This is a genomic window from Ruegeria sp. BK1 (genome assembly GCF_056535645.1).
Window position 1 is genome coordinate 314,306 of sequence record NZ_JBQFIS010000003.1, and the last position, 18,272, is coordinate 332,577.

The 18,272-nt window shown below is 58.1% G+C and carries 17 protein-coding genes; 9 read left to right on the forward strand and 8 right to left on the reverse strand.

Annotated elements, in window-relative coordinates; translation table 11 throughout:
- Positions 1 to 5: 5 nt before the first annotated feature.
- The 5 genes from ACR3E7_RS22370 to ACR3E7_RS22390 all read right to left on the reverse strand — a co-directional run bounded on the left by ACR3E7_RS22370 (position 6) and on the right by ACR3E7_RS22390 (position 5,140).
- Positions 6 to 1,244: an NAD(P)/FAD-dependent oxidoreductase gene (locus tag ACR3E7_RS22370; protein ID WP_170773522.1), complete on the reverse strand. Its 1,239-nt coding sequence runs from the start codon at positions 1,242 to 1,244 to the stop codon at positions 6 to 8.
- Positions 1,241 to 2,173 (reverse strand): 4-hydroxyproline epimerase, encoded by a 933-nt coding sequence (locus tag ACR3E7_RS22375; RefSeq protein WP_480503791.1) that lies wholly within the window; start codon positions 2,171 to 2,173, stop codon positions 1,241 to 1,243. The genes ACR3E7_RS22370 and ACR3E7_RS22375 overlap by 4 nt, the downstream gene beginning before the upstream one ends.
- Positions 2,164 to 3,123 carry a dihydrodipicolinate synthase family protein gene (locus ACR3E7_RS22380; protein WP_480503790.1) on the reverse strand — a complete coding sequence of 320 codons (960 nt, stop codon included), beginning with the start codon at positions 3,121 to 3,123 and terminating at the stop codon, positions 2,164 to 2,166. Before ACR3E7_RS22380 ends, ACR3E7_RS22375 begins: the two co-directional genes overlap by 10 nt.
- A gap of 155 nt (positions 3,124 to 3,278) precedes the next feature.
- Positions 3,279 to 4,337, reverse strand: a complete 1,059-nt coding sequence (locus ACR3E7_RS22385; RefSeq protein ID WP_480503789.1) for an ABC transporter ATP-binding protein — start codon at positions 4,335 to 4,337, stop codon at positions 3,279 to 3,281.
- Positions 4,334 to 5,140, reverse strand: coding sequence for an IclR family transcriptional regulator (locus ACR3E7_RS22390; RefSeq protein WP_170773516.1), 807 nt, complete (start codon positions 5,138 to 5,140; stop codon positions 4,334 to 4,336). Before ACR3E7_RS22390 ends, ACR3E7_RS22385 begins: the two co-directional genes overlap by 4 nt.
- Before the next feature lie 152 nt (positions 5,141 to 5,292).
- On the opposite strand from ACR3E7_RS22390, the gene ACR3E7_RS22395 reads away from it, so the two are divergent.
- The 9 genes from ACR3E7_RS22395 to ACR3E7_RS22435 all read left to right on the forward strand — a co-directional run bounded on the left by ACR3E7_RS22395 (position 5,293) and on the right by ACR3E7_RS22435 (position 14,891).
- Positions 5,293 to 6,552, forward strand: a complete 1,260-nt coding sequence (locus ACR3E7_RS22395) for an ABC transporter substrate-binding protein (RefSeq protein WP_170773513.1) — start codon at positions 5,293 to 5,295, stop codon at positions 6,550 to 6,552.
- 95 nt (positions 6,553 to 6,647) lie between these two features.
- On the forward strand, positions 6,648 to 7,574 hold the full coding sequence (locus tag ACR3E7_RS22400; protein WP_480503788.1) for a carbohydrate ABC transporter permease: 927 nt from the start codon (positions 6,648 to 6,650) through the stop codon (positions 7,572 to 7,574).
- A gap of 1 nt (position 7,575) precedes the next feature.
- The gene (locus ACR3E7_RS22405; protein ID WP_170773509.1) at positions 7,576 to 8,424 is read left to right on the forward strand and encodes a carbohydrate ABC transporter permease; all 849 of its coding nucleotides are present in this window, start codon (positions 7,576 to 7,578) and stop codon (positions 8,422 to 8,424) included.
- Positions 8,425 to 8,446: 22 nt separating this feature from the next.
- Positions 8,447 to 9,787 carry an alpha-galactosidase gene (gene melA, locus ACR3E7_RS22410; RefSeq protein ID WP_480503787.1) on the forward strand — a complete coding sequence of 447 codons (1,341 nt, stop codon included), beginning with the start codon at positions 8,447 to 8,449 and terminating at the stop codon, positions 9,785 to 9,787.
- A gap of 66 nt (positions 9,788 to 9,853) precedes the next feature.
- Positions 9,854 to 10,618 (forward strand): SDR family NAD(P)-dependent oxidoreductase, encoded by a 765-nt coding sequence (locus tag ACR3E7_RS22415; RefSeq protein WP_480503786.1) that lies wholly within the window; start codon positions 9,854 to 9,856, stop codon positions 10,616 to 10,618.
- 4 nt (positions 10,619 to 10,622) lie between these two features.
- Positions 10,623 to 11,516 carry a 2-dehydro-3-deoxygalactonokinase gene (locus ACR3E7_RS22420; RefSeq protein ID WP_480503785.1) on the forward strand — a complete coding sequence of 298 codons (894 nt, stop codon included), beginning with the start codon at positions 10,623 to 10,625 and terminating at the stop codon, positions 11,514 to 11,516.
- Positions 11,513 to 12,118 carry a 2-dehydro-3-deoxy-6-phosphogalactonate aldolase gene (locus ACR3E7_RS22425; protein ID WP_480503783.1) on the forward strand — a complete coding sequence of 202 codons (606 nt, stop codon included), beginning with the start codon at positions 11,513 to 11,515 and terminating at the stop codon, positions 12,116 to 12,118. The genes ACR3E7_RS22420 and ACR3E7_RS22425 overlap by 4 nt, the downstream gene beginning before the upstream one ends.
- Entirely contained in the window at positions 12,115 to 12,975 is an 861-nt protein-coding gene (locus ACR3E7_RS22430) for an SMP-30/gluconolactonase/LRE family protein (protein WP_480503782.1), read from the forward strand. The genes ACR3E7_RS22425 and ACR3E7_RS22430 overlap by 4 nt, the downstream gene beginning before the upstream one ends.
- Positions 12,972 to 14,891: a beta-galactosidase gene (locus tag ACR3E7_RS22435; RefSeq protein WP_480503781.1), complete on the forward strand. Its 1,920-nt coding sequence runs from the start codon at positions 12,972 to 12,974 to the stop codon at positions 14,889 to 14,891. Before ACR3E7_RS22430 ends, ACR3E7_RS22435 begins: the two co-directional genes overlap by 4 nt.
- Positions 14,892 to 14,912: 21 nt before the next feature.
- Here ACR3E7_RS22435 and ACR3E7_RS22440 read toward each other — a convergent pair whose 3' ends face one another.
- The 3 genes from ACR3E7_RS22440 to ACR3E7_RS22450 are packed head-to-tail and all read right to left on the reverse strand — an operon-like array spanning position 14,913 to position 18,210.
- Positions 14,913 to 16,169 carry an ABC transporter permease gene (locus ACR3E7_RS22440; protein ID WP_480503780.1) on the reverse strand — a complete coding sequence of 419 codons (1,257 nt, stop codon included), beginning with the start codon at positions 16,167 to 16,169 and terminating at the stop codon, positions 14,913 to 14,915.
- Positions 16,166 to 17,086 (reverse strand): ABC transporter permease, encoded by a 921-nt coding sequence (locus ACR3E7_RS22445; protein ID WP_480503779.1) that lies wholly within the window; start codon positions 17,084 to 17,086, stop codon positions 16,166 to 16,168. The genes ACR3E7_RS22440 and ACR3E7_RS22445 overlap by 4 nt, the downstream gene beginning before the upstream one ends.
- 11 nt (positions 17,087 to 17,097) lie before the next feature.
- Positions 17,098 to 18,210, reverse strand: a complete 1,113-nt coding sequence (locus ACR3E7_RS22450; RefSeq protein WP_170785917.1) for an ABC transporter ATP-binding protein — start codon at positions 18,208 to 18,210, stop codon at positions 17,098 to 17,100.
- Positions 18,211 to 18,272: the final 62 nt, after the last annotated feature.

Consider the following 18,272-nt stretch of genomic DNA (forward strand, 5'->3'; position numbering starts at 1 on the left):
CCTCCCTAAAACCGAGTGGCGGAATAGGGGTTCATCGAGATGGGCGGCTGTGTCCCGTCCAGCAACGCACCAACCAATTCGGCGGTGCCTGCGGATTGCGTCAGCCCCAGATGGCCATGTCCGAACGAATAGATCACATCGGGCGCGTTGGGGGACGGCCCGATGACCGGGATACTATCTGGCAGCGATGGTCGAAAGCCCATCCACTGTGTGCCCCCTTGCGTGTTCAGTCCAGGCATGAACTGCGCGGCCTTGTTCAGCAGAGTCTCGGCGCGTTTGAAATTGGGTGGCAGGGAGAGCCCTCCCAATTCGACCGCACCACCGATGCGCACGCCGCCGTTGATCCGACTGGCTACAAAGCCGTGGCCGGAAAACGTCAGATGCATCCGCAGATCGAAGGCGCCCGGCGGCAGGGTCGTATTGTAGCCGCGCTCGGTCTCAAGGGGGATGTGATCGCCCAGCGTTTGTGCCAGATGGTGCGACCACGCGCCCGCCGCGACGACGACCTTTGCCGCATCCAACGTTCCATCCTCAAGGGTGATGCGTGTCCCATGTTCCAGCGGGGTCAGGGCCCGGACGCCGCGCGTCTCGATCCGCCCTTGGCGGTCGCTGAATGCTTTGGCCAGATGTTGGACCCACGTCTTTGGATCGATTGTATTCATCCAGTTCGGCGTAAACCCTGCATGGGTGAAGCGGGGGCTGAGGCCCGGTTGTTTCTCGGCTATCGCTTCGCGCGTTTCAAGCAGTTCGAATTCAATCCCATGCGCGCGCCGCTGGTCCCAAGCGGGCAAACTGATGCGGAACTCAGCTTCGGATTCGTAAAGTTGCATCTGTCCATCGCGCTGCATCATCGTCTCGCCCTCGACGGCCGGTATCAAACGCTCTAACGCAGAGCTTGAGACCTGCATCAGTCGGGCCTGCGCGTCCAGCAGATCCGCATAGCGCGAAGGCCGACTTGCCCGCCAAAAGCGGTACATCCACGGTGCGATCTTCGGCGCGTATGAGGGCGGGATAGACAAAGGACCCAGCGGGTCCAGCAGCCATTTTGGCGCTTTGCGCATGATACCGGGCGTAGCCAGCGGCTCGACCTCGGGGAAAGCAAATGCCCCTGCATTCCCCGCCGAGGTTTGAGAGGCGACCCCGTCCCTGTCCAACACCAGAACCGAATGCCCTCGGCGCTGCAGTTCCAGCGCGGTCGTGATGCCAATTACCCCAGCCCCGATGATGACGACCTGCTCGCTCAAACTTGTATCCCTGTTCTGAACGGGTCAGATTCCGGGAAGATCAGCGTGGTTTCCGCCATGACATAAGCCTGCCCGGTGATGGAGGGGATCACGCCGCCATCCAGGCCGGGCTGATAAGACAGGCGATAGGTGCTGCCGATAACGCTCTGCTGCGTGATCTCATCGCCGGGGGCCAGCGCGCCATCGGCGGCCAAACAGGCCAACCGGGCCGAACAGCCGGTGCCGCAGGGCGAGCGGTCATAGTTATCGTCCGGGCACAGCACAAAATTGCGGCTGTGAATGGCTGGATCATCCGCCGCGCCCTGAAAGATCACATGGTCTATCGGCTCACCCTGTTCGCCGCCTATCCCCTGCGCAATCGAGGCCTCGCGAATAGCGACCGTCATATCGGTGAGCTTGCGAATATTGGCAGATTCAACGGCAATCGGGCTGGGATCTACTATAAAGAACCAGTTTCCGCCATATGCAACATCGCCGGTCACCTGGCCATGACCCGGCACGTCCAGTGTCACGTCGCGATGCACCCGGCGGCTTTCGATATTCTGGACGGTCACTGTGTTTGCGTCGTGCAAAGTGACCGTCACCACACCAGCGGGGGTTTCGATGCGATGTTCCCCGATGCCGATACGTCCCAGATGCGCCAGCGTCACCGCCAGCCCGATGGTGCCGTGGCCACACATACCCAGCACTGCGTCAACGTCGAAATAGATTACGCCGGTTACGCATGTTGCGTCGACCGGTTCAACCAGCAACGCCCCGACCATGGCGGGTTGACCGCGTGGCTCCAGCATGATCGAGCGGTAGAATTCTTCGTGATCGGTTGCCAGCCTGCGGGCGCGGTCGGCCAGCAACCCAGTACCCAGATCGGGTGCACCATCCAGAATAACCCGCGTGGGCTCGCCTCCGGTATGGCTGTCGATCACATGCATTCAGCGATCACTCCGCCCTGTTTCGACCAATTGGCGAACCACGCGCCGAACAAGGCATATTGCTGTTCGCAATAGTTACGCTGCGCGTCAGTCAGCTCGTCCGTTTCGTTGAAGTGCAACCGGTATTCCTCGTCCCCGTCCAGCACCAGAAGATGCTTGTAGTAAAGCACCAGATCCGGCCCTTCGTCAAAGCTGGACAGAACGTGAATCGCCTCGGTTAGTTCCTGCGCGCGCTGGCGGGCTTCGGCATCACCTTTGGCTGCCCTCTTGGACAGTTCGGCCAGCAACAGCGCCTCGCGCGGCAATGCGGTGCCGATGCCTGTAATCGAGCCGGTTGCGCCGCAATTGACGAACCCATGATAAACCTCGGTATCAACGCCAACCATCAGCGTGACCTGATCGTCCTGGCTGGTGATATTTTCCGCTGCATAGCGCAGGTCTTCTTTGCCGCCGAACTCTTTGAAGCCGATCAGGTTGGGATGCTCGGCTCGCAGTGCAAAAAACAAATCGGCCCTCGTGGCGAACCCGTAGTAGGGGCTGTTATAGATGATCGCAGGCACATCCGGTGCTGCGGTCAGGATTGCCTTGAAGTGGTTCTTCTGCGCGGTCGGCGAGCTGCCACGCGACAGAACACGTGGGATCACCATCAACCCAACGGCACCCACCTTTTGCGCATGCGCTGCATGGGCCACAGCGGATTTGGTATTGATCGCCCCGGTGCCCACGACAACGGGCAGCCCCGCGGCCACCAGACGTTCAACCCCTTCCATACGCTGGGCATCGGTCAGCAAAGGCCAATCCCCCATCGACCCGCAATAGACAACCGCAGACATGCCTGCGTCGATCATCTGTCGCCCCTTGCGCACCAACGCGTCGAAATCTGGTTGACGGTCCGCTGTGCAGGGGGTCATGAGCGCTGGCATTGTGCCGGTGAAAACATTGGTCGTCATACGGCGATCCTTCGACAAATCTGAGGTTGCGGCGCAAGAGATGCGCCGTTTCAACCGCGATATCGGATATTGGATACAAAATCCACAACAAAATTGCGCTTCAAAAGGCGCCGTGTCTCGTGGCCAACGCCCTTCTGCGATGGACTGGTCTGCGTTTACCGCAACCGTTCACCCGTTTCGGCGTCGAACATCATTGCACGGTTGGGCGAGAAGGTGACGCCAATACGTGCGCCTTGCCTGCTGCGCTCATCGTCCCGCTCTTCCACGATCAGCTTGTCGCCATTCGCGGTCAGCAGATACGAGTAACTGACTCCCCCCAAAGCTTCGGTCAGGTCCACGGTGCAACTGTCGCCAGAACGGTCCACCTGAAGGTGTTCGGGGCGAACGCCCAGCGTCACTTTCGTTGCGTTAGCAGGAACCGAAGACGTCACCGGCACTGGCTGGCTGAACGCGGGATGCGTCACATGGCCATCTGTCACGTCGCACTCCAAAAAGTTCATCGCAGGCGAACCGATGAAGCCCGCGACGAACCGGTTGTCCGGGTCGCGATAAAGGTCCATCGGCGCGCCCACTTGTTCGATCCGGCCATCGCGCAGAACCACGATCTTGTCCGCCATGGTCATCGCTTCGACCTGATCATGGGTCACATAGATCATGGTCGCGCCGATTTCATTGTGCAGGCGCGCGATCTCGACCCGCATTTCGACGCGCAACTCGGCATCCAAGTTGGACAGAGGCTCATCGAACAGAAACACCTCGGGGCCGCGCACGATGGCTCGACCGATAGCAACACGTTGCCGCTGGCCACCGGACAGAGCTTTGGGCTTGCGCTTCAGATACTGATCGAGTTTCAGAATGCTCGACGCTTCTTGTACCTTCTTGTCGATTTCGGTCTTGGCGACGCCGTTCATACGAAGACCAAAACCCATATTCTCGGCCACTGTCATATGCGGGTAGAGCGCGTAGGTCTGGAACACCATTGCAACCCCCCGTTTGGCCGGGTCCAAATGGGTCACATCGCGCGACCCGATCCGGATCTCACCCTCTGTCGTTTCCTCAAGCCCCGCGATCATCCGAAGCAAAGTGGATTTGCCGCACCCAGATGGACCCACAAAGACGCAAAACTCGCCATCCTCGATCTGTAAATCGATTCCGTGAATAACCTGCGTCTCACCATATCGCTTGATCGCACTGTTCAGAGTGACGCCTGTCATGTCGCTTGCATCCTGTCCTTAGATCCGTTTGGACGGCTTTCGGGAAACCGCCACGCTTGCGCTTCAATTCCAATTTGATCAGCCACGCGGCGTACACGGGGTACCCATGCCTGCAACTGATCAAAGCTCATTCGTTCCGTCGATCCGGTGATCGAAATCGCACCCAAAATCCGCCCCCCTTCGGTCAGGACGGGACAGGCTACGCAGATAATGCCCGGTTCGTGTTCTTCATCATCCACGGCGTATCCCCGCGCACGGATGACATCGAGATCCGCCCGCAAGAGTTGTTCTGACGCCAAGGTCTTGTCGGTAAACCGATGAAAGCTTTGCTGCGACAGAGCTTTATCCAGCGCGTCAGCGTCCAGATACGCCATCATGGCCTTTCCCACGCCTGTGCAATAAGCTGGGCCAACTTTACCCGCTTGCGAATACATTTCTACCGGTTGGGTTGCGTTGCGCTTGTCGACATACAGAACCTGACCTGAATCCAGTTGGGCAAGGTGTACAGTCTCGCCCGTTTCGCGGCTGAGCGCGTCCAGAAAAGGTCGTGCAATCGGGGCAAGCGAACTTTGGGTCCACGCCGCATGCGCCAAACGGACAAGGCGCAGCCCGGGCGCGTATGTCTGCCGGTCCGGGTCATAAGACAGCATGCCCTGGTTTGTCAGGCTTTGAAGAAAGCGATACAGGGTCGCCTTTGGAAAATCGCTGCTTTCCAAAAGTTCCGCGAATCGGACCGGGCGGGCAAACGCTGCCACCTGTTCCAATACGTCGCACGCTTTTCCTATAGTACCGTCGCCAGCCACGAGCGCCTTCCATCCTCCCATTGATCCACCGTCTTCGTCACGAGGGTCTTGACAAGATTAACCGATTCGATGTGTAGTTTTCAATATGTAAAACAAGGTTTCATTATTTGGAACCAAAATAACCAAAAAAATGGAATCTAAGGGAGGACACCATGAATTCCATCTTCAAGCGCACTGCGGCAGCTTTGGCGGCGAGTGTGGCACTTGCAGCGCCTGTAGCAGCTGAACTGACCGGCGAGCTGCGCATTTTCCTGGACACATCGAACCCGGCGCCTCGCGCAACGATGGAAGCGATGATCGACCGGTTTGCGGCGCAACACCCTGGTCTGGAGATCGAGACCACTGTGATCGACCGTGAGGCCTACAAGACTCAGATCCGCAACTTTCTGACTGCTGATACTCCGGATGTTGCCACCTGGTATGCTGCCAACCGGATGAAGCCCTATGTGGAGGCTGGCCTGTTCGAAGACGTGTCGGACCTTTGGGCCGAAGCCGAGATTGGCGACAATCTGGCTTCGACCAAAGGCGCGATGACCATCGACGGAAAGCAATGGGGCGTGCCCTATACTTATTACCAGTGGGGTGTTTACTATCGCAAAGACATCTTCGATGAGTTGGGTCTGACCGAGCCGACCACATGGGAAGAAGAGCTGGCCAACTGTCAGAAGATCGTCGATTCCGGCCGCGCCTGCTATACGATCGGCACCAAATTCTTGTGGACCGCAGGCGGCTGGTTTGACTATCTGAACATGCGTACCAACGGCTTCGACTTCCACCAGCAGTTGGCCAATGGCGAAGTGAGCTGGGAAGACGACCGCGTCAAGCAGACGTTCGCCAATTGGAAACAGCTGATCGACATGGGCGCGTTCATCGACAACCACCAGACCTATAGCTGGCAAGAAGCCCTGCCCTTCATGGTCAATGGCGAAGCTGCAGCCTATCTGATGGGCAACTTCGCCGTGGCCCCGCTGCGCGAAGCCGGTCTGAGCGATGATCAGCTGGATTTCTATCAGTTTGTGTCGATCAACCCCGATGTCGAACTTGCCGAGGACGCGCCAACGGATACATTCCACATCCCGTCGAACGCCTCGAACAAGGAAGCTGCGCGTGAATTCCTGCGCTTTGTCGTCTCGCCTGACGAACAGACCGAAATTAACAACGGCAAAAACCTGGGCCAGCTTCCTGTCAACGCAAAATCGGCCGTGGATGACGACAAATTCCTGAACCAGGGCTTCGAGATGCTGTCGTCCAACAGCCCCGGCGGTGTCGCCCAGTTCTGGGACCGCGACGCACCGGCAGAAATGGCCAAAGTGTCGATGGAAGGCTTCCAGGAATTCATGGTCAAGCCTGACAATGCCGACCGCATCCTGGCCAAGCTGGAACGCGCGCGTCAGCGCATCTACGACAACTGATCCGGGCAGACCGGGCCTCTGGCCCGGTTTGTACCAAGACCTGCGCAAGGCGGGTAAAGCCAGCCTTGCTCCTTTGATCCAATCCGAGTGTCCCCATGACCATTGCCGCCGAAGCTCCTGAACAGGAAAGCTGGTTTCAACGCAACCAGCAGCGCATCGCCCCGTGGCTGTTCCTTGCCCCTGGCCTGCTGTTCTTCATGGTCTACGTCATCATTCCAGTTTTTCAGTCCTTTAACCTCTCTCTTTATGAGTGGGATGGGCTGGGTGCTGCGGAATATGTAGGCTTTCGCAACTATGAGGACCTCTATTGGGAGTGGGTCGACCGGGATGCCTTTTTCATCTCACTCAAGAATAACCTGATCTGGCTTATACTTTATCTGGCCGCGATCCCTGCAGGACTTTTCATCGCGCTGTTCCTGAACCAGACCGTTTGGGGTATTCGCCTCTACAAGTCGCTGTTTTTCTTTCCGTTCGTGATCTCACAGGTTGTTGTGGGCCTTGTTTTCACATGGTTTTACGACCCGACCTTTGGATTGCTGAACGAATTCCTTGCCTTCTTCGGTCTTGGCCCGCTCAACGTGCTGGGCGACGAGCGCTTCGTCACCTATGGCATCATCGTTGCCGGTCTCTGGCCGCAAACCGCTTATTGTATGATCCTGTATCTGACAGGTTTGAACGCCGTGGACCCGGAACAGATTGAAGCCGGCCGCTTGGATGGCGCAAAGGGCTGGCGGATGCTGTGGCACATCATCCTGCCGCAACTGCGCCCTGCCACATTCATTGCTTTCGTCGTTACAATCATCGGCGCCTTGCGCAGCTTTGACTTGATTTCGATCATGACCCAGGGCGGTCCTTTCGGTTCGTCTCGCGTGCTGGCCTACTACATGTTCGAAGTTGCCCTGTCCGAATATGGATTCCGCATGGGCTACGGTGCCGCCATTGCGGTTATCCTGTTCCTCATCATGCTGTGCTTCATCGCCTACTTCCTGTGGTCGATGTACCGCGAAGAAAGGGGACATTGAGATGTTTCCCAAACCTATCGAAAAACAGCCCCGCGCGGCGCAGATCACCTATCAGGCCATGCTACCCGTTGCCCTGCTGCTGTGGTTGGGACCATTGCTGGCGGTGGCGCTGTTCTCGGTCAAACCCGCGGCGGATTTCACCAACGCCAACTACTGGGGTATGCCGTCCAGTTTTGAAGGAGCATTCAACTATGGGCAGGTGTTCTTCAACTCGGACATGCCGCGATATCTGTTGAACTCGTTCTTAATCACCATTCCTACTGTGATTGGTGCCGTTGCGCTCAGCTGCATGACTGGATTTGCCCTTGGTATCTACAAGTTCAGGTCGAACCTGTGGATTTTCTTCCTCTTCGTGGCCGGCAACTTCGTGCCTTTCCAAATCCTGATGGTGCCGGTGCGCGATCTCACGCTGGAATTGGGCCTCTACAACACCAAAACCGGGCTGGTGTTGTTTCACATTGCCTTCCAGACTGGGTTCTGCACCCTCTTCATGCGCAACTTCATCCGGGCGCTTCCGTTTGAGCTGATCGAGGCCGCGCGGGTAGAAGGTATTAGCGAGGTGCGTATCTTTTGGTACGTCGTTCTGCCGCTGATGAAGCCGGCCATCGCTGCGTTGAGCGTGCTGATCTTCACCTTCATCTGGAACGACTATTTCTGGGCGGTGGTGTTGACCCAAGGGGCTGAAAGCCAGCCTGTTACCGCCGGGATCACCAGCTTTAACGCCCAATTCCGCGCCGCTTATCAACTGATGAGTGCCGGTTCCATCGTCGCGGCACTGCCGCCCGTGGCGATGTTCTTCCTGATGCAGAAACACTTCATCGCGGGTCTGACCCTCGGTGCCGTAAAATAACGTCAAACCAAAGGTTTGCAAAATGACAAAGATTGCCTTCGTCGGAGCGGGCTCCACGATCTTCATGCAGAATATCGTCGGCGATGCCCTGCTGACCCCTGCACTTGCAGACAGCCATTTCGCGTTGATGGATATAGACGCGAACCGCTTGGCAGAAAGTGAAACCGTTGCCCGCGCCATGATCCGCTCGGTCGGGACCGGCGCAACCGTCACGACCCATTCAGACCGCCGCGCGGCGCTTGATGGGGCGGATTTCGTGATAACAGCGTTTCAGGTGGGGGGCTACAAACCCTGCACGGTCACGGATTTCGATATCCCCAAGCAATACGGGCTGCGCCAGACCATCGCCGATACATTGGGCGTCGGCGGCATCATGCGGGGCCTGCGCACGGTTCCGGTTCTTTGGGATATCGCGCATGAAATGCTGAAGCTTTGTCCAAATGCAACGATGTTGCAATACGTCAACCCCATGGCGATCAACACCTGGGCTCTGGCCGAACGTTTCCCGACGCTCAAACATGTCGGGCTGTGTCACTCGGTCCAGAACACCGTCGAAGAACTGGCCCATGATCTGGACCTTCCAAAAAGCGATATTCGCTACAAGGTAGCGGGCGTAAACCACGTCGCCTTTTTCCTGCGGTTGGAGCATGAAGGACACGATCTTTATCCCGCGCTGCGTCAGGGCTATGCCGGTGGGAGGTTCCCGAAGCCGCCTTTGTTGATGCCCCGCTGTCCCAACAAAGTGCGGTACGAGGTGATGGACCACCTTGGCTATTTTTGCACCGAGAGTTCCGAGCATCTGGCCGAGTATGTTCCATGGTTCATCAAGGACGGTCGTGAGGACCTGATCGAGCAGTTTTCGATTCCGCTGGATGAATATCCCACCCGCTGCGAGGAACAAATCGTCAGTTGGAAAGAACAGGCAAAGACCCTGACGGATGGGCGCGACATCGCAGTGACGCGCAGCCACGAATTTGCGGCCGATCTGATGAATGCTATCGTAACCGACACGCCTTATGTGGCTTATGGCAACTTGCCCAACACCGGCCAAATCCCGCAATTGCCTTTGGGCGCGGCGGTTGAAACGCCCTGTCTGGTGGATAGTAACGGGGTACAGCCCTCGGTCGTGACAGATATCCCTCCGCAACTGATCGCGCTGATGCGCAGCCAGATCAATGTGCAGGAGTTGACCGTGCGTGCGCTTGTCGACCAAAACCCTGAATATATCTATCACGCCGCGATGATGGACCCGCATACAGCTGCGGAACTGGACTTGCGGCAAATTCGCAATCTGGTCACCGATCTCCTGACCGCGCATTCCGAATGGCTGCCCGATTGGTGTCAGCCTGCCAGGGCCGCGTGAGAGGCCCGACAAATTATTTTTCCAAACGGGCCAAACTACGCGCCCCGTAAGCAGAAAGAGCCGCTGATGAGCCAACCCGCCACATTCCACGACCTAAACGGTGCCTCGGTTTATATCACCGGTGGAGGCTCAGGCGTTGGCGCTGCGCTAACCGACGGGTTCATGGCGCAGGGGGCCAATGTCGCGTTCATCGGCCGGTCTGATGCCAGTGCTTTTGTTGAAGAGATGCGCGAAAAACACGGTCGTGCGCCGCTGTTCCTGCAAGGGGATATGACGGATACCGAACTGCTACGCGCCACGATGACCACAGCGGCCGAGGCGCACGGACCGCTCAACGTGTTGGTCAACAACGCAGCCAATGACAAGCGCCACTCACTCGAAGAAACAACGCCCGAATTCTGGGATTGGATGATCGAGGTGAACCTCAAGGCGTATTTCTTTGCCTCACAGGAAGCCGCACGTCAGATGACTGAAGGCGGCGCGATCATCAATTTCAGTTCGATCAGTTACATGATGGGCAATGCCGGCTATCCGGTCTACACCACTTCGAATGCAGGGATAACCGGCATGACCCGCTCATTAGCACGTGAACTTGGCCCCAGGAATATCCGTGTCAACGCGCTGGCCCCCGGCTGGGTGCTGACGCAGAAACAACTGGACATGTGGGCCACGCCCGAAGATCTGGCCTCGCATCTGCACCGGCAATGCCTGAAGGAACATCTGACCCCAGAAGACATGATTGCGCCTACGCTTTTTCTGGCCTCGCAGGCCAGCCGAGCGATGACTGGTCAGTGCATGGCGGTCGATGGCGGTGTCGTGGTGACGGGATGAGACCATGAGTATCGAATGGATCGCAGCAGATTGGGGAACATCCCATTTACGAGTTTGGGCAATGCAGGGCAGCCATGTTCTGGATCAGGCGGACTCGGATAAGGGTATGGGAAGTCTGACCCGGGGCGCGTTTCAGGATGCATTGCTGGAATTGATCGAGGGTTGGCTTGGTGCCGAGCCGGTCGATGTCATCGCCTGTGGTATGGTAGGCGCGCGTCAGGGCTGGGTCGAGGCCCCTTACTCTGCCGTGCCTTCAGCGCCAGTGCCACGCGCTCCGATCAGGGTGCCGGGCACGGACCCGCGCTTCCGCGCTTTTGTGGTGCCCGGTTTGAAACAGGCCAACCCGCCAGACGTCATGCGGGGTGAGGAAACTCAGATCGCAGGCTATCTGGCAGGATACAAGAATTGGGACGGCGTGATCTGCTTGCCGGGGACCCATACTAAGTGGGTGCAAGTCAGCGCGGGCGAAGTGGTCAGCTTTCGCACCTTCATGACCGGTGAGATGTTCAGCCTCCTCAGCGGGCATTCGGTGCTGCGTCACTCGGTCGGAGAAGGATGGGACGATGCGGCTTTTGCTGAAGCCGCGGCAGATGCTTTGTCCAAACCTGAACAGATGGCGGCGCGCCTGTTTGGACTGCGCGCAGCTGATTTGCTGAATGGGCAGGATGCTTCTGTTGCCCGCGCCCGTCTGTCAGGATTTCTAATCGGGGCAGAACTGGCTGCCACGCGACCCTATTGGCTAGGTCAGCAGATCGCGATCATCGGGGCTGAGGGGCTGTCGGATGTCTATGGTCACGCCCTGAAACAGCAAGGCGCTTTTTTTGAAATCGCCGATAGTACGAACACCACTCTGGCGGGTCTGCATCAGGCCCGAAACCTGACGAGGCAGACCGCATGAGCCGTCCCATTATTGCAATCCTCAGAGGTCTTCACCCGACCGAAGCGGCCGATGTTGGCCAGGCTCTGATTGATGCCGGTATCGACCAGATCGAAGTGCCGCTGAACTCGCCCGAGCCGTTGAAAAGCATCGGCATACTGGCCGAAAAATTTGGTGACACGGCGTTGATTGGTGCGGGCACGGTGTTGACCGTGGAACAAGTGGATGCCGTGGCCAAGGTTGGCGGCAAGCTGATCGTTTCGCCCAATTGCGACACGGATGTCATCGAGCGCACGGTCGCGCTGAACATGCAAAGCTGGCCCGGCGTCTACACCCCAACCGAGGCATTTGCCGCCCTCAAGGCAGGCGCAACGGGGCTCAAGTTGTTTCCCGGTGTGATGGCGGGACCGACTGGATTGGCCGCTATGCGCCCAGTATTGCCGGAAGGGGCAAAGGTCTACGCCGTTGGTGGTGCTGGGCCCGATAATTTCGATGTGTGGATCAATGCGGGGGCGGACGGTTTCGGCATTGGATCGGCCCTTTTCAAGCCCGGCTTTTCAGTAGCCGAGATCTCGGAACGTGCACGCGGAATCGTCGCGGCCTACAACGAGGCCGCCGGATGAGCACCGTCTTTGACGACCGCCCTTGCGCATTGGGCGAGGGGCCGCTGTGGCATCCCCAACGGAAGCAGCTTTTCTGGTTCGACATTCTTGGCAAACGTTTGATGACGCAGGTCGATAGCGCGCCCGTTGAATGGCAGTTCGACGAACATGTCTCGGCCGCCGGGTGGATCGACACTGAGACGCTGCTGATCGCGTCTGAAACCGGGTTGTGGCACTTCAATCTTGAAAGCCGCGAAAAGACGCTGATCACTGCGCTTGAGGCAGAAAACTCTGTCACACGCTCGAATGATGGCCGGGCTGATCCGTGGGGCGGGTTCTGGATCGGAACGATGGGGAAAAATGCTGAGCGTGGAGCAGGCGCGATTTATCGGTTTTGGCGCGGGGAACTGCGCCGTTTGGTGCCTGACGTCACGATCTCGAACGCGATCTGTTTCGCGCCCGACCGATCCTGCGCCTATTTCAGCGATACAGCGACCCAGCAGGTGATGCGCTGGACTTTGAATTCATCGGATGGCTGGCCCGAGGGCGACAGCACCGTCTTTCTTGATTTGCGCGCAGATGATCTGAACCCTGATGGTGCAGTGGTGGATGCCCAAGGCAACATTTGGATTGCCCAATGGGGCGCAAATCGTGTTGCAGCCTATTCGCCGGACGGTCAGTTCCTGCAGTCGGTGGAATTCGATGCGGCACATACCTCATGTCCCTGCTTTGGCGGGGCCGATCTGACAACCTTGTTCTGTACTTCGGCCCGGCAGGGGCTGGATGCGGATATCCTTGCAAAACAGCCTTCAAACGGCATGACCTTTGCGGCACACAGCGCGGGAAAAGGTCAGCCAGAATACAGAGTTATCCTATGAAACCGGAACTTGGCGTCTGCTATTATCCTGAACATTGGCCAGAAGTGATATGGGCCGAAGATGCCGCACGCATGGTCGAAAACGGCCTGTCCTGGGTGCGCATCGGCGAATTCGCTTGGAGCCGGATGGAACCAACTCCGGGTGATCTGCAATTCGACTGGCTTGACCGGGCCATCGACACTTTGGGCGCGGCGGGTTTGAAAGTGGTTCTGGGGACACCAACCGCCACGCCACCGCGCTGGATGCTTGAGAAATACCCGGACATGCTGGCAGTTGACGCGGACGGGAACCCACGCAAATTCGGATCGCGCCGGCATTACTGCTTTAGCCATCAGGGCTATATTGAGGAATGCGCCCGGATCACGCAGATCATGGGTAAGCGATATGGAAGGAACCCCCACATTGCAGCGTGGCAGATCGACAATGAATATGGCTGCCACGATACCACCATCAGCTATAGCCCTGTCGCCCTTGCCGCGTTTCAGAATTGGCTTGAGGATCAATACGGCTCGATTGATGCATTGAATACGGCTTGGGGGAATGTGTTCTGGTCGATGGAATATGATGGGTTCGACCAGATTGACCTGCCCAACCTGACCGTGACTGAACCCAACCCCGCCCATGTTCTGGCTTTCCGCCGGTTCAGCTCGGATCAGGTGGTGATGTTCAACAAGGCGCAAGTGGATGTGCTGCGCAAGCTGACCGACGCGCCGCTGCTGCACAACTACATGGGCCGAGTATTGGAATTCGACCATTTCAAGGTCGGCGCTGACCTGGATATCGCGACGTGGGACAGCTATCCGATCGGCTTCTTGTCTGACCGGCTTGAGGTGGAAGAGGCGCATAAAGCCGCCTTTTTGCAACAGGGTGATCCTGACATGCAGGCGTTCCACCACGACCTCTACCGCGCCGTGGGGCGGGGTCGCTGGTGGGTGATGGAGCAGCAACCGGGTCCGGTGAACTGGGCGCCCTACAATCCGGCACCTCTGCCGGGTATGGTGCGCCTCTGGTCACTTGAGGCTGTTGCCCACGGGGCCGAGGTGGTGAGCTATTTCCGCTGGCGGCAAGCACCCTTCGCGCAAGAACAGATGCATGCAGGGCTACTGACACCAAATAATCGCCCTACCCCAGCCTTGGCCGAGGCGCGAGAAACAGCGGATACCCTTGCCCAAATCGGTTCTGTGACGCAGCGCAAGACGGATGTCGCCATTCTGTTCGACTACGCCTCGGACTGGGCGTGGGCGACGCAACCGCAGGGGGCCGGGTTTGACTATTTCCGGCTGGTCTTCTCGACCTATCGCGCGTTGCGACGGGCGGGCTTGTCGGTGGACTTCCTGTCGACCGACAGCATTCCGGCGGATGGCTACAAAATCATACTGGCACCTGGTCTGGCCACGATCGATAAGGACTTGGAGCGGAGTATTTCAAACGGCTGTGATCTGGCCATTCTGGGACCGCGCAGCGGGGCGATTACCCGCGATTTTCAGATTCCTCAGGCTGGTCGACCGGGCCTGGTCGGTGTGGACAGCCATGTTGACCTGGTCGAAACCCTGCCGCCCACGTCCAAACGCGATGTCTCAGGCGGAGGAGCTGCCTGTCACTGGGTCGAGCGTTTATCTGGGACCGCCCCAACACTGTTGACCCATGAAGACGGAACGCCAGCACTGACGGGCACCGAATTCATGTGGTACCTGGCCAGTTTCCCGGACGACACTCTTTGGGATCGTGTCGTTCGGATGGCCGCTCAGCATACGGGGTTGAGTGTGTATCCCATGTTGAGCGGCCTCAGACGTCGTGAGACAGGCGAACATACATTCCTGATCAACTACAACGCCGCGCCGGTCACGTGGAACGGGCATGTGATTGATGCCTGTGATGCGCTTGTTCTTGAAAAAGGCGCGCCCGCCGAGGGGTAATCCCGGCGGGCGCAGATTGCGCTATTCGTCCGTTTTCAAACTGTTGGGGTCAAACGCTCCGCCGAACCCGCCATTGGTCGAAGGTTGCGGCTCGGCGTTGGATTCATCTTCGTCACCACTCAAAGCATTTGGCGCGAAGACATTGCCAAACCCGCTATTGTTCGACGGTTTCGGAGCGGATTGCGCCTCGCCTTGTTCTGCCTCGTCAGCTTCGCGCTGTTTGCGGCGTTCTTCGCGCTGCTTACGCAGCTCTTGGATACGCTGGTCGGCTTCAAGCTGCTTTTGCTCTTTCACGTTGGCGATGCATTGGTCCGGGCTGTAGGCGGTTGCCGTGCCCACAACTGTGATCGTAGCGGCCGCGAAGATAACCACGAGCATGGCGGCGGCATTGCCTGCAAAGAAACTGGGCAGTTTGATCTTGCCCGCCAGTTCTTCGACCGTGGCATTCTTGCGCGCGGCGGCGACCAGTTCCTGTCGCTTCAACTTCGCCTCGTTCAACAGGGCAAAAAACACCGTCAGCGCCACGATGATAAAGGCCAGGGCCGAGATCGACGGCGTTATGCCATAGCGTACTTTCTGTGCCAGTTCGATGGTCAGTGTCGGGTATTCGCCGAAGGTGAAGGTGGTCGTGTTGTAGTTTTCGAACGACGCGAGGAACGCCAGCACTGCGGCGCTTGCAATCGCGGGCCGCATAAACGGCAGCAGGATTTTGCGGAACGCCTGCGCATGGGTCGCGCCAAGGTCCAGTGCGGCCTCGGTCAAGGCCACGTCATACCGCTGCAGCCGCGCCACCAGAACCAACATGCAATAGCTGGCGATAAAGGTGGACTGGCCAATCACCGTCAGGAAAATGCCGTTCGACAGGACACTATCCGCGCCCAGCCCCAGCATCCGGTTGATCCGGTCCCAGAACACCAGGGTTGAAATCCCCAGAACAACCCCGGGGATCAGGATAGGCGCGATGATGATTGTGTAATAGGTCGCGCGCAGCTTGGGCCAGATCTGGGTCAACATCAGCGCCCCCGCCAGCCCCATCGCCACCGACAGAACCACCGTACCGGCCCCGATAATCAGCGAGTTCTTGATGCCGTTCAGGATGCGCTGATCCTGAAACAGCTCTCCGAACCACTGGAAGGTCAGGCATTCCCACGGGGTCATCCGCGGGAAGGCAGACGAGTTGAAGGCCGTGACCGACATGATCACCAGCGGGCCCAACAGATACAGGAAGAAGATTGCCAGATAGACCCAGATACTTACACGAAGGAAGGACAGGTTCATTTGCCGATATCCCCCATATTCACCTTGAACAGGCGCATTACGGCCAACACAAACAGGATACAGGTCACCAGCAGCACGATCGCGTAAGCGGCCCCCTGCGGCCAGTCATTGTTGTCGTTGAATTGCTGATAGATCAGCTGCGTGAACCACAAGCTGGACGGCCCGCCCAGAATTTGCGGCGCAGCCAGCGCACCTGCCGACAGCATGAACACCATCGTACAGCCCGAACTGATCCCCGGCTTGGCATAGGGGATTACAACCCGCCAGTGAATCCGCCACCACGGGGCACCCAGATCCCGTGCGGCCTCGATCTGGTTGCCGTCGAGGCTTTCAATCACGTTATACATCGGGAAAATCATCAGCAGGATGTAGGCGTAGCCAAGCCCTGCATAGAGCGCGATGTCGTTGCGGATGAAGTCGAACGGCGTGTCAAAGACGCCAAGGCCGACGAACAGGGTATTCAGCACGCCTGTCTCACCGAAGATGATGCGCAAGGCAAAGGCGCGCAGGATTTCGTTGATCCAGTAAGGGATGATCAGCATGATCGCAAAGATGCGAATATGACTGCCCTTGGACTGGCCCAGATAGTAAGCGATTGGGTAGCAGAGGATTAGGTTGAAGATCGTTACGCAGACCGCCGCAACCAGAGTGCGGAAGAACACGCGCAGATCGACCGCGTTGTAATCCTGACTGCCGCCTTCGGGGCCGTAGATCAGATATTTGTAATTCTCCAGCGTGTAGACATCCTTGGGCCCGCCAATCTCAGGCGGAGGCAGGTTAGGCCGGAATGAGAAATCCAGCATCGACAGCTGCGGCAGGATGATCAGGCCGATGGTCCAGAAGATCACCAGACCTAGAATCGCTAGCCCCATACCGGTACCGTTGCGGTTAAAGAACTCTCTCAGGAAGCGGGGCATTTCAGTTCCCCCTATTCCGCGGCCAGTTCACCCGCCGGAACCAGAACCGCATTCTGCGCCTCATATTCCAGCGTGATGTTCTGTCCGGTGTGATCCTGGAAGGATTGACCATGGTTCGGGATCGAGACCTTGATCTCTTTCCCGCCCTCACCCTCAGTGAAGATGTTGAAGACGTTCCCCTCGAATTCCTCGTGGTTAACGCGGGCGGTGACGAAATGGTCGCCCGTCGCCCCATCGGGGGCGATGGCAAACGCCTCGGGGCGGATGAACATCATGGCGTCATCCCCCTCTTTCAACTTGCCTTGGTTGGCGGTGGAAATTCGCGCCACTAGATCACCAGAGCGATTGGTCGCGATCATCGCCTCATTGCCCATGACCTGCTTGATCTTGCCCCGGAACACATTGTTTTCCCCAACGAATGAGGCCGCGAAGGCTGTGTTGGGATCATTGTAGATGGTCTTGCCATCGGCGATCTGGTCGATCACGCCCGCACGCATCACGGCGATGTTGTCGGACATGGTCAACGCCTCGCCCTGGTCGTGGGTGATGTAGATGAAGGTGATGCCAACACGCTGCTGAATCTCGCGCAGCTCGGTGCGCATATGCTGGCGCAGCTTCAGGTCCAGTGCCGACAGGGGCTCATCCAACAACAGCACATCGGGTTCGGCACAAAGCGCACGGGCAATGGCGACCCGCTGGCGCTGACCACCCGACAGTTCGCTGGGCAGTTTGTCGCCCTGCCCCGGCAGCGCGATCATGTCCAAAAGCTCATCGGCGCGCTTGCGGCGTTCCTTGGCGCTGGCGCCCTTGATCTCCATGGAAAAGGTGATGTTCTCCCACACTTTCATCAGTGGAAACAGCGCGAGGTTCTGGAAGATCAGAGCTGTAGGGCGTTTGTTCGGTCCAATCCCGCGCATGTCGTTGCCGCCGATCAGAACCTTGCCCTCGCTGGGGTCCAGAAAGCCCGAAACCGCACGCAGGATCGTGGTCTTGCCACAGCCCGAAGGGCCAAGGAACGAAAAGAAATCGCCCCCGTTGATGTTCACATTGGCATCCCGCACGGCGACGAAATCGCCGAACCGAATCCACAGGTTTTCCAGATCTACACCGACCCCTGCACTCATTTTAGGTATCTCCGTCTGGTGCGGATGGGGACCACACCGATATAGGGTCCGTCACGCCAAAG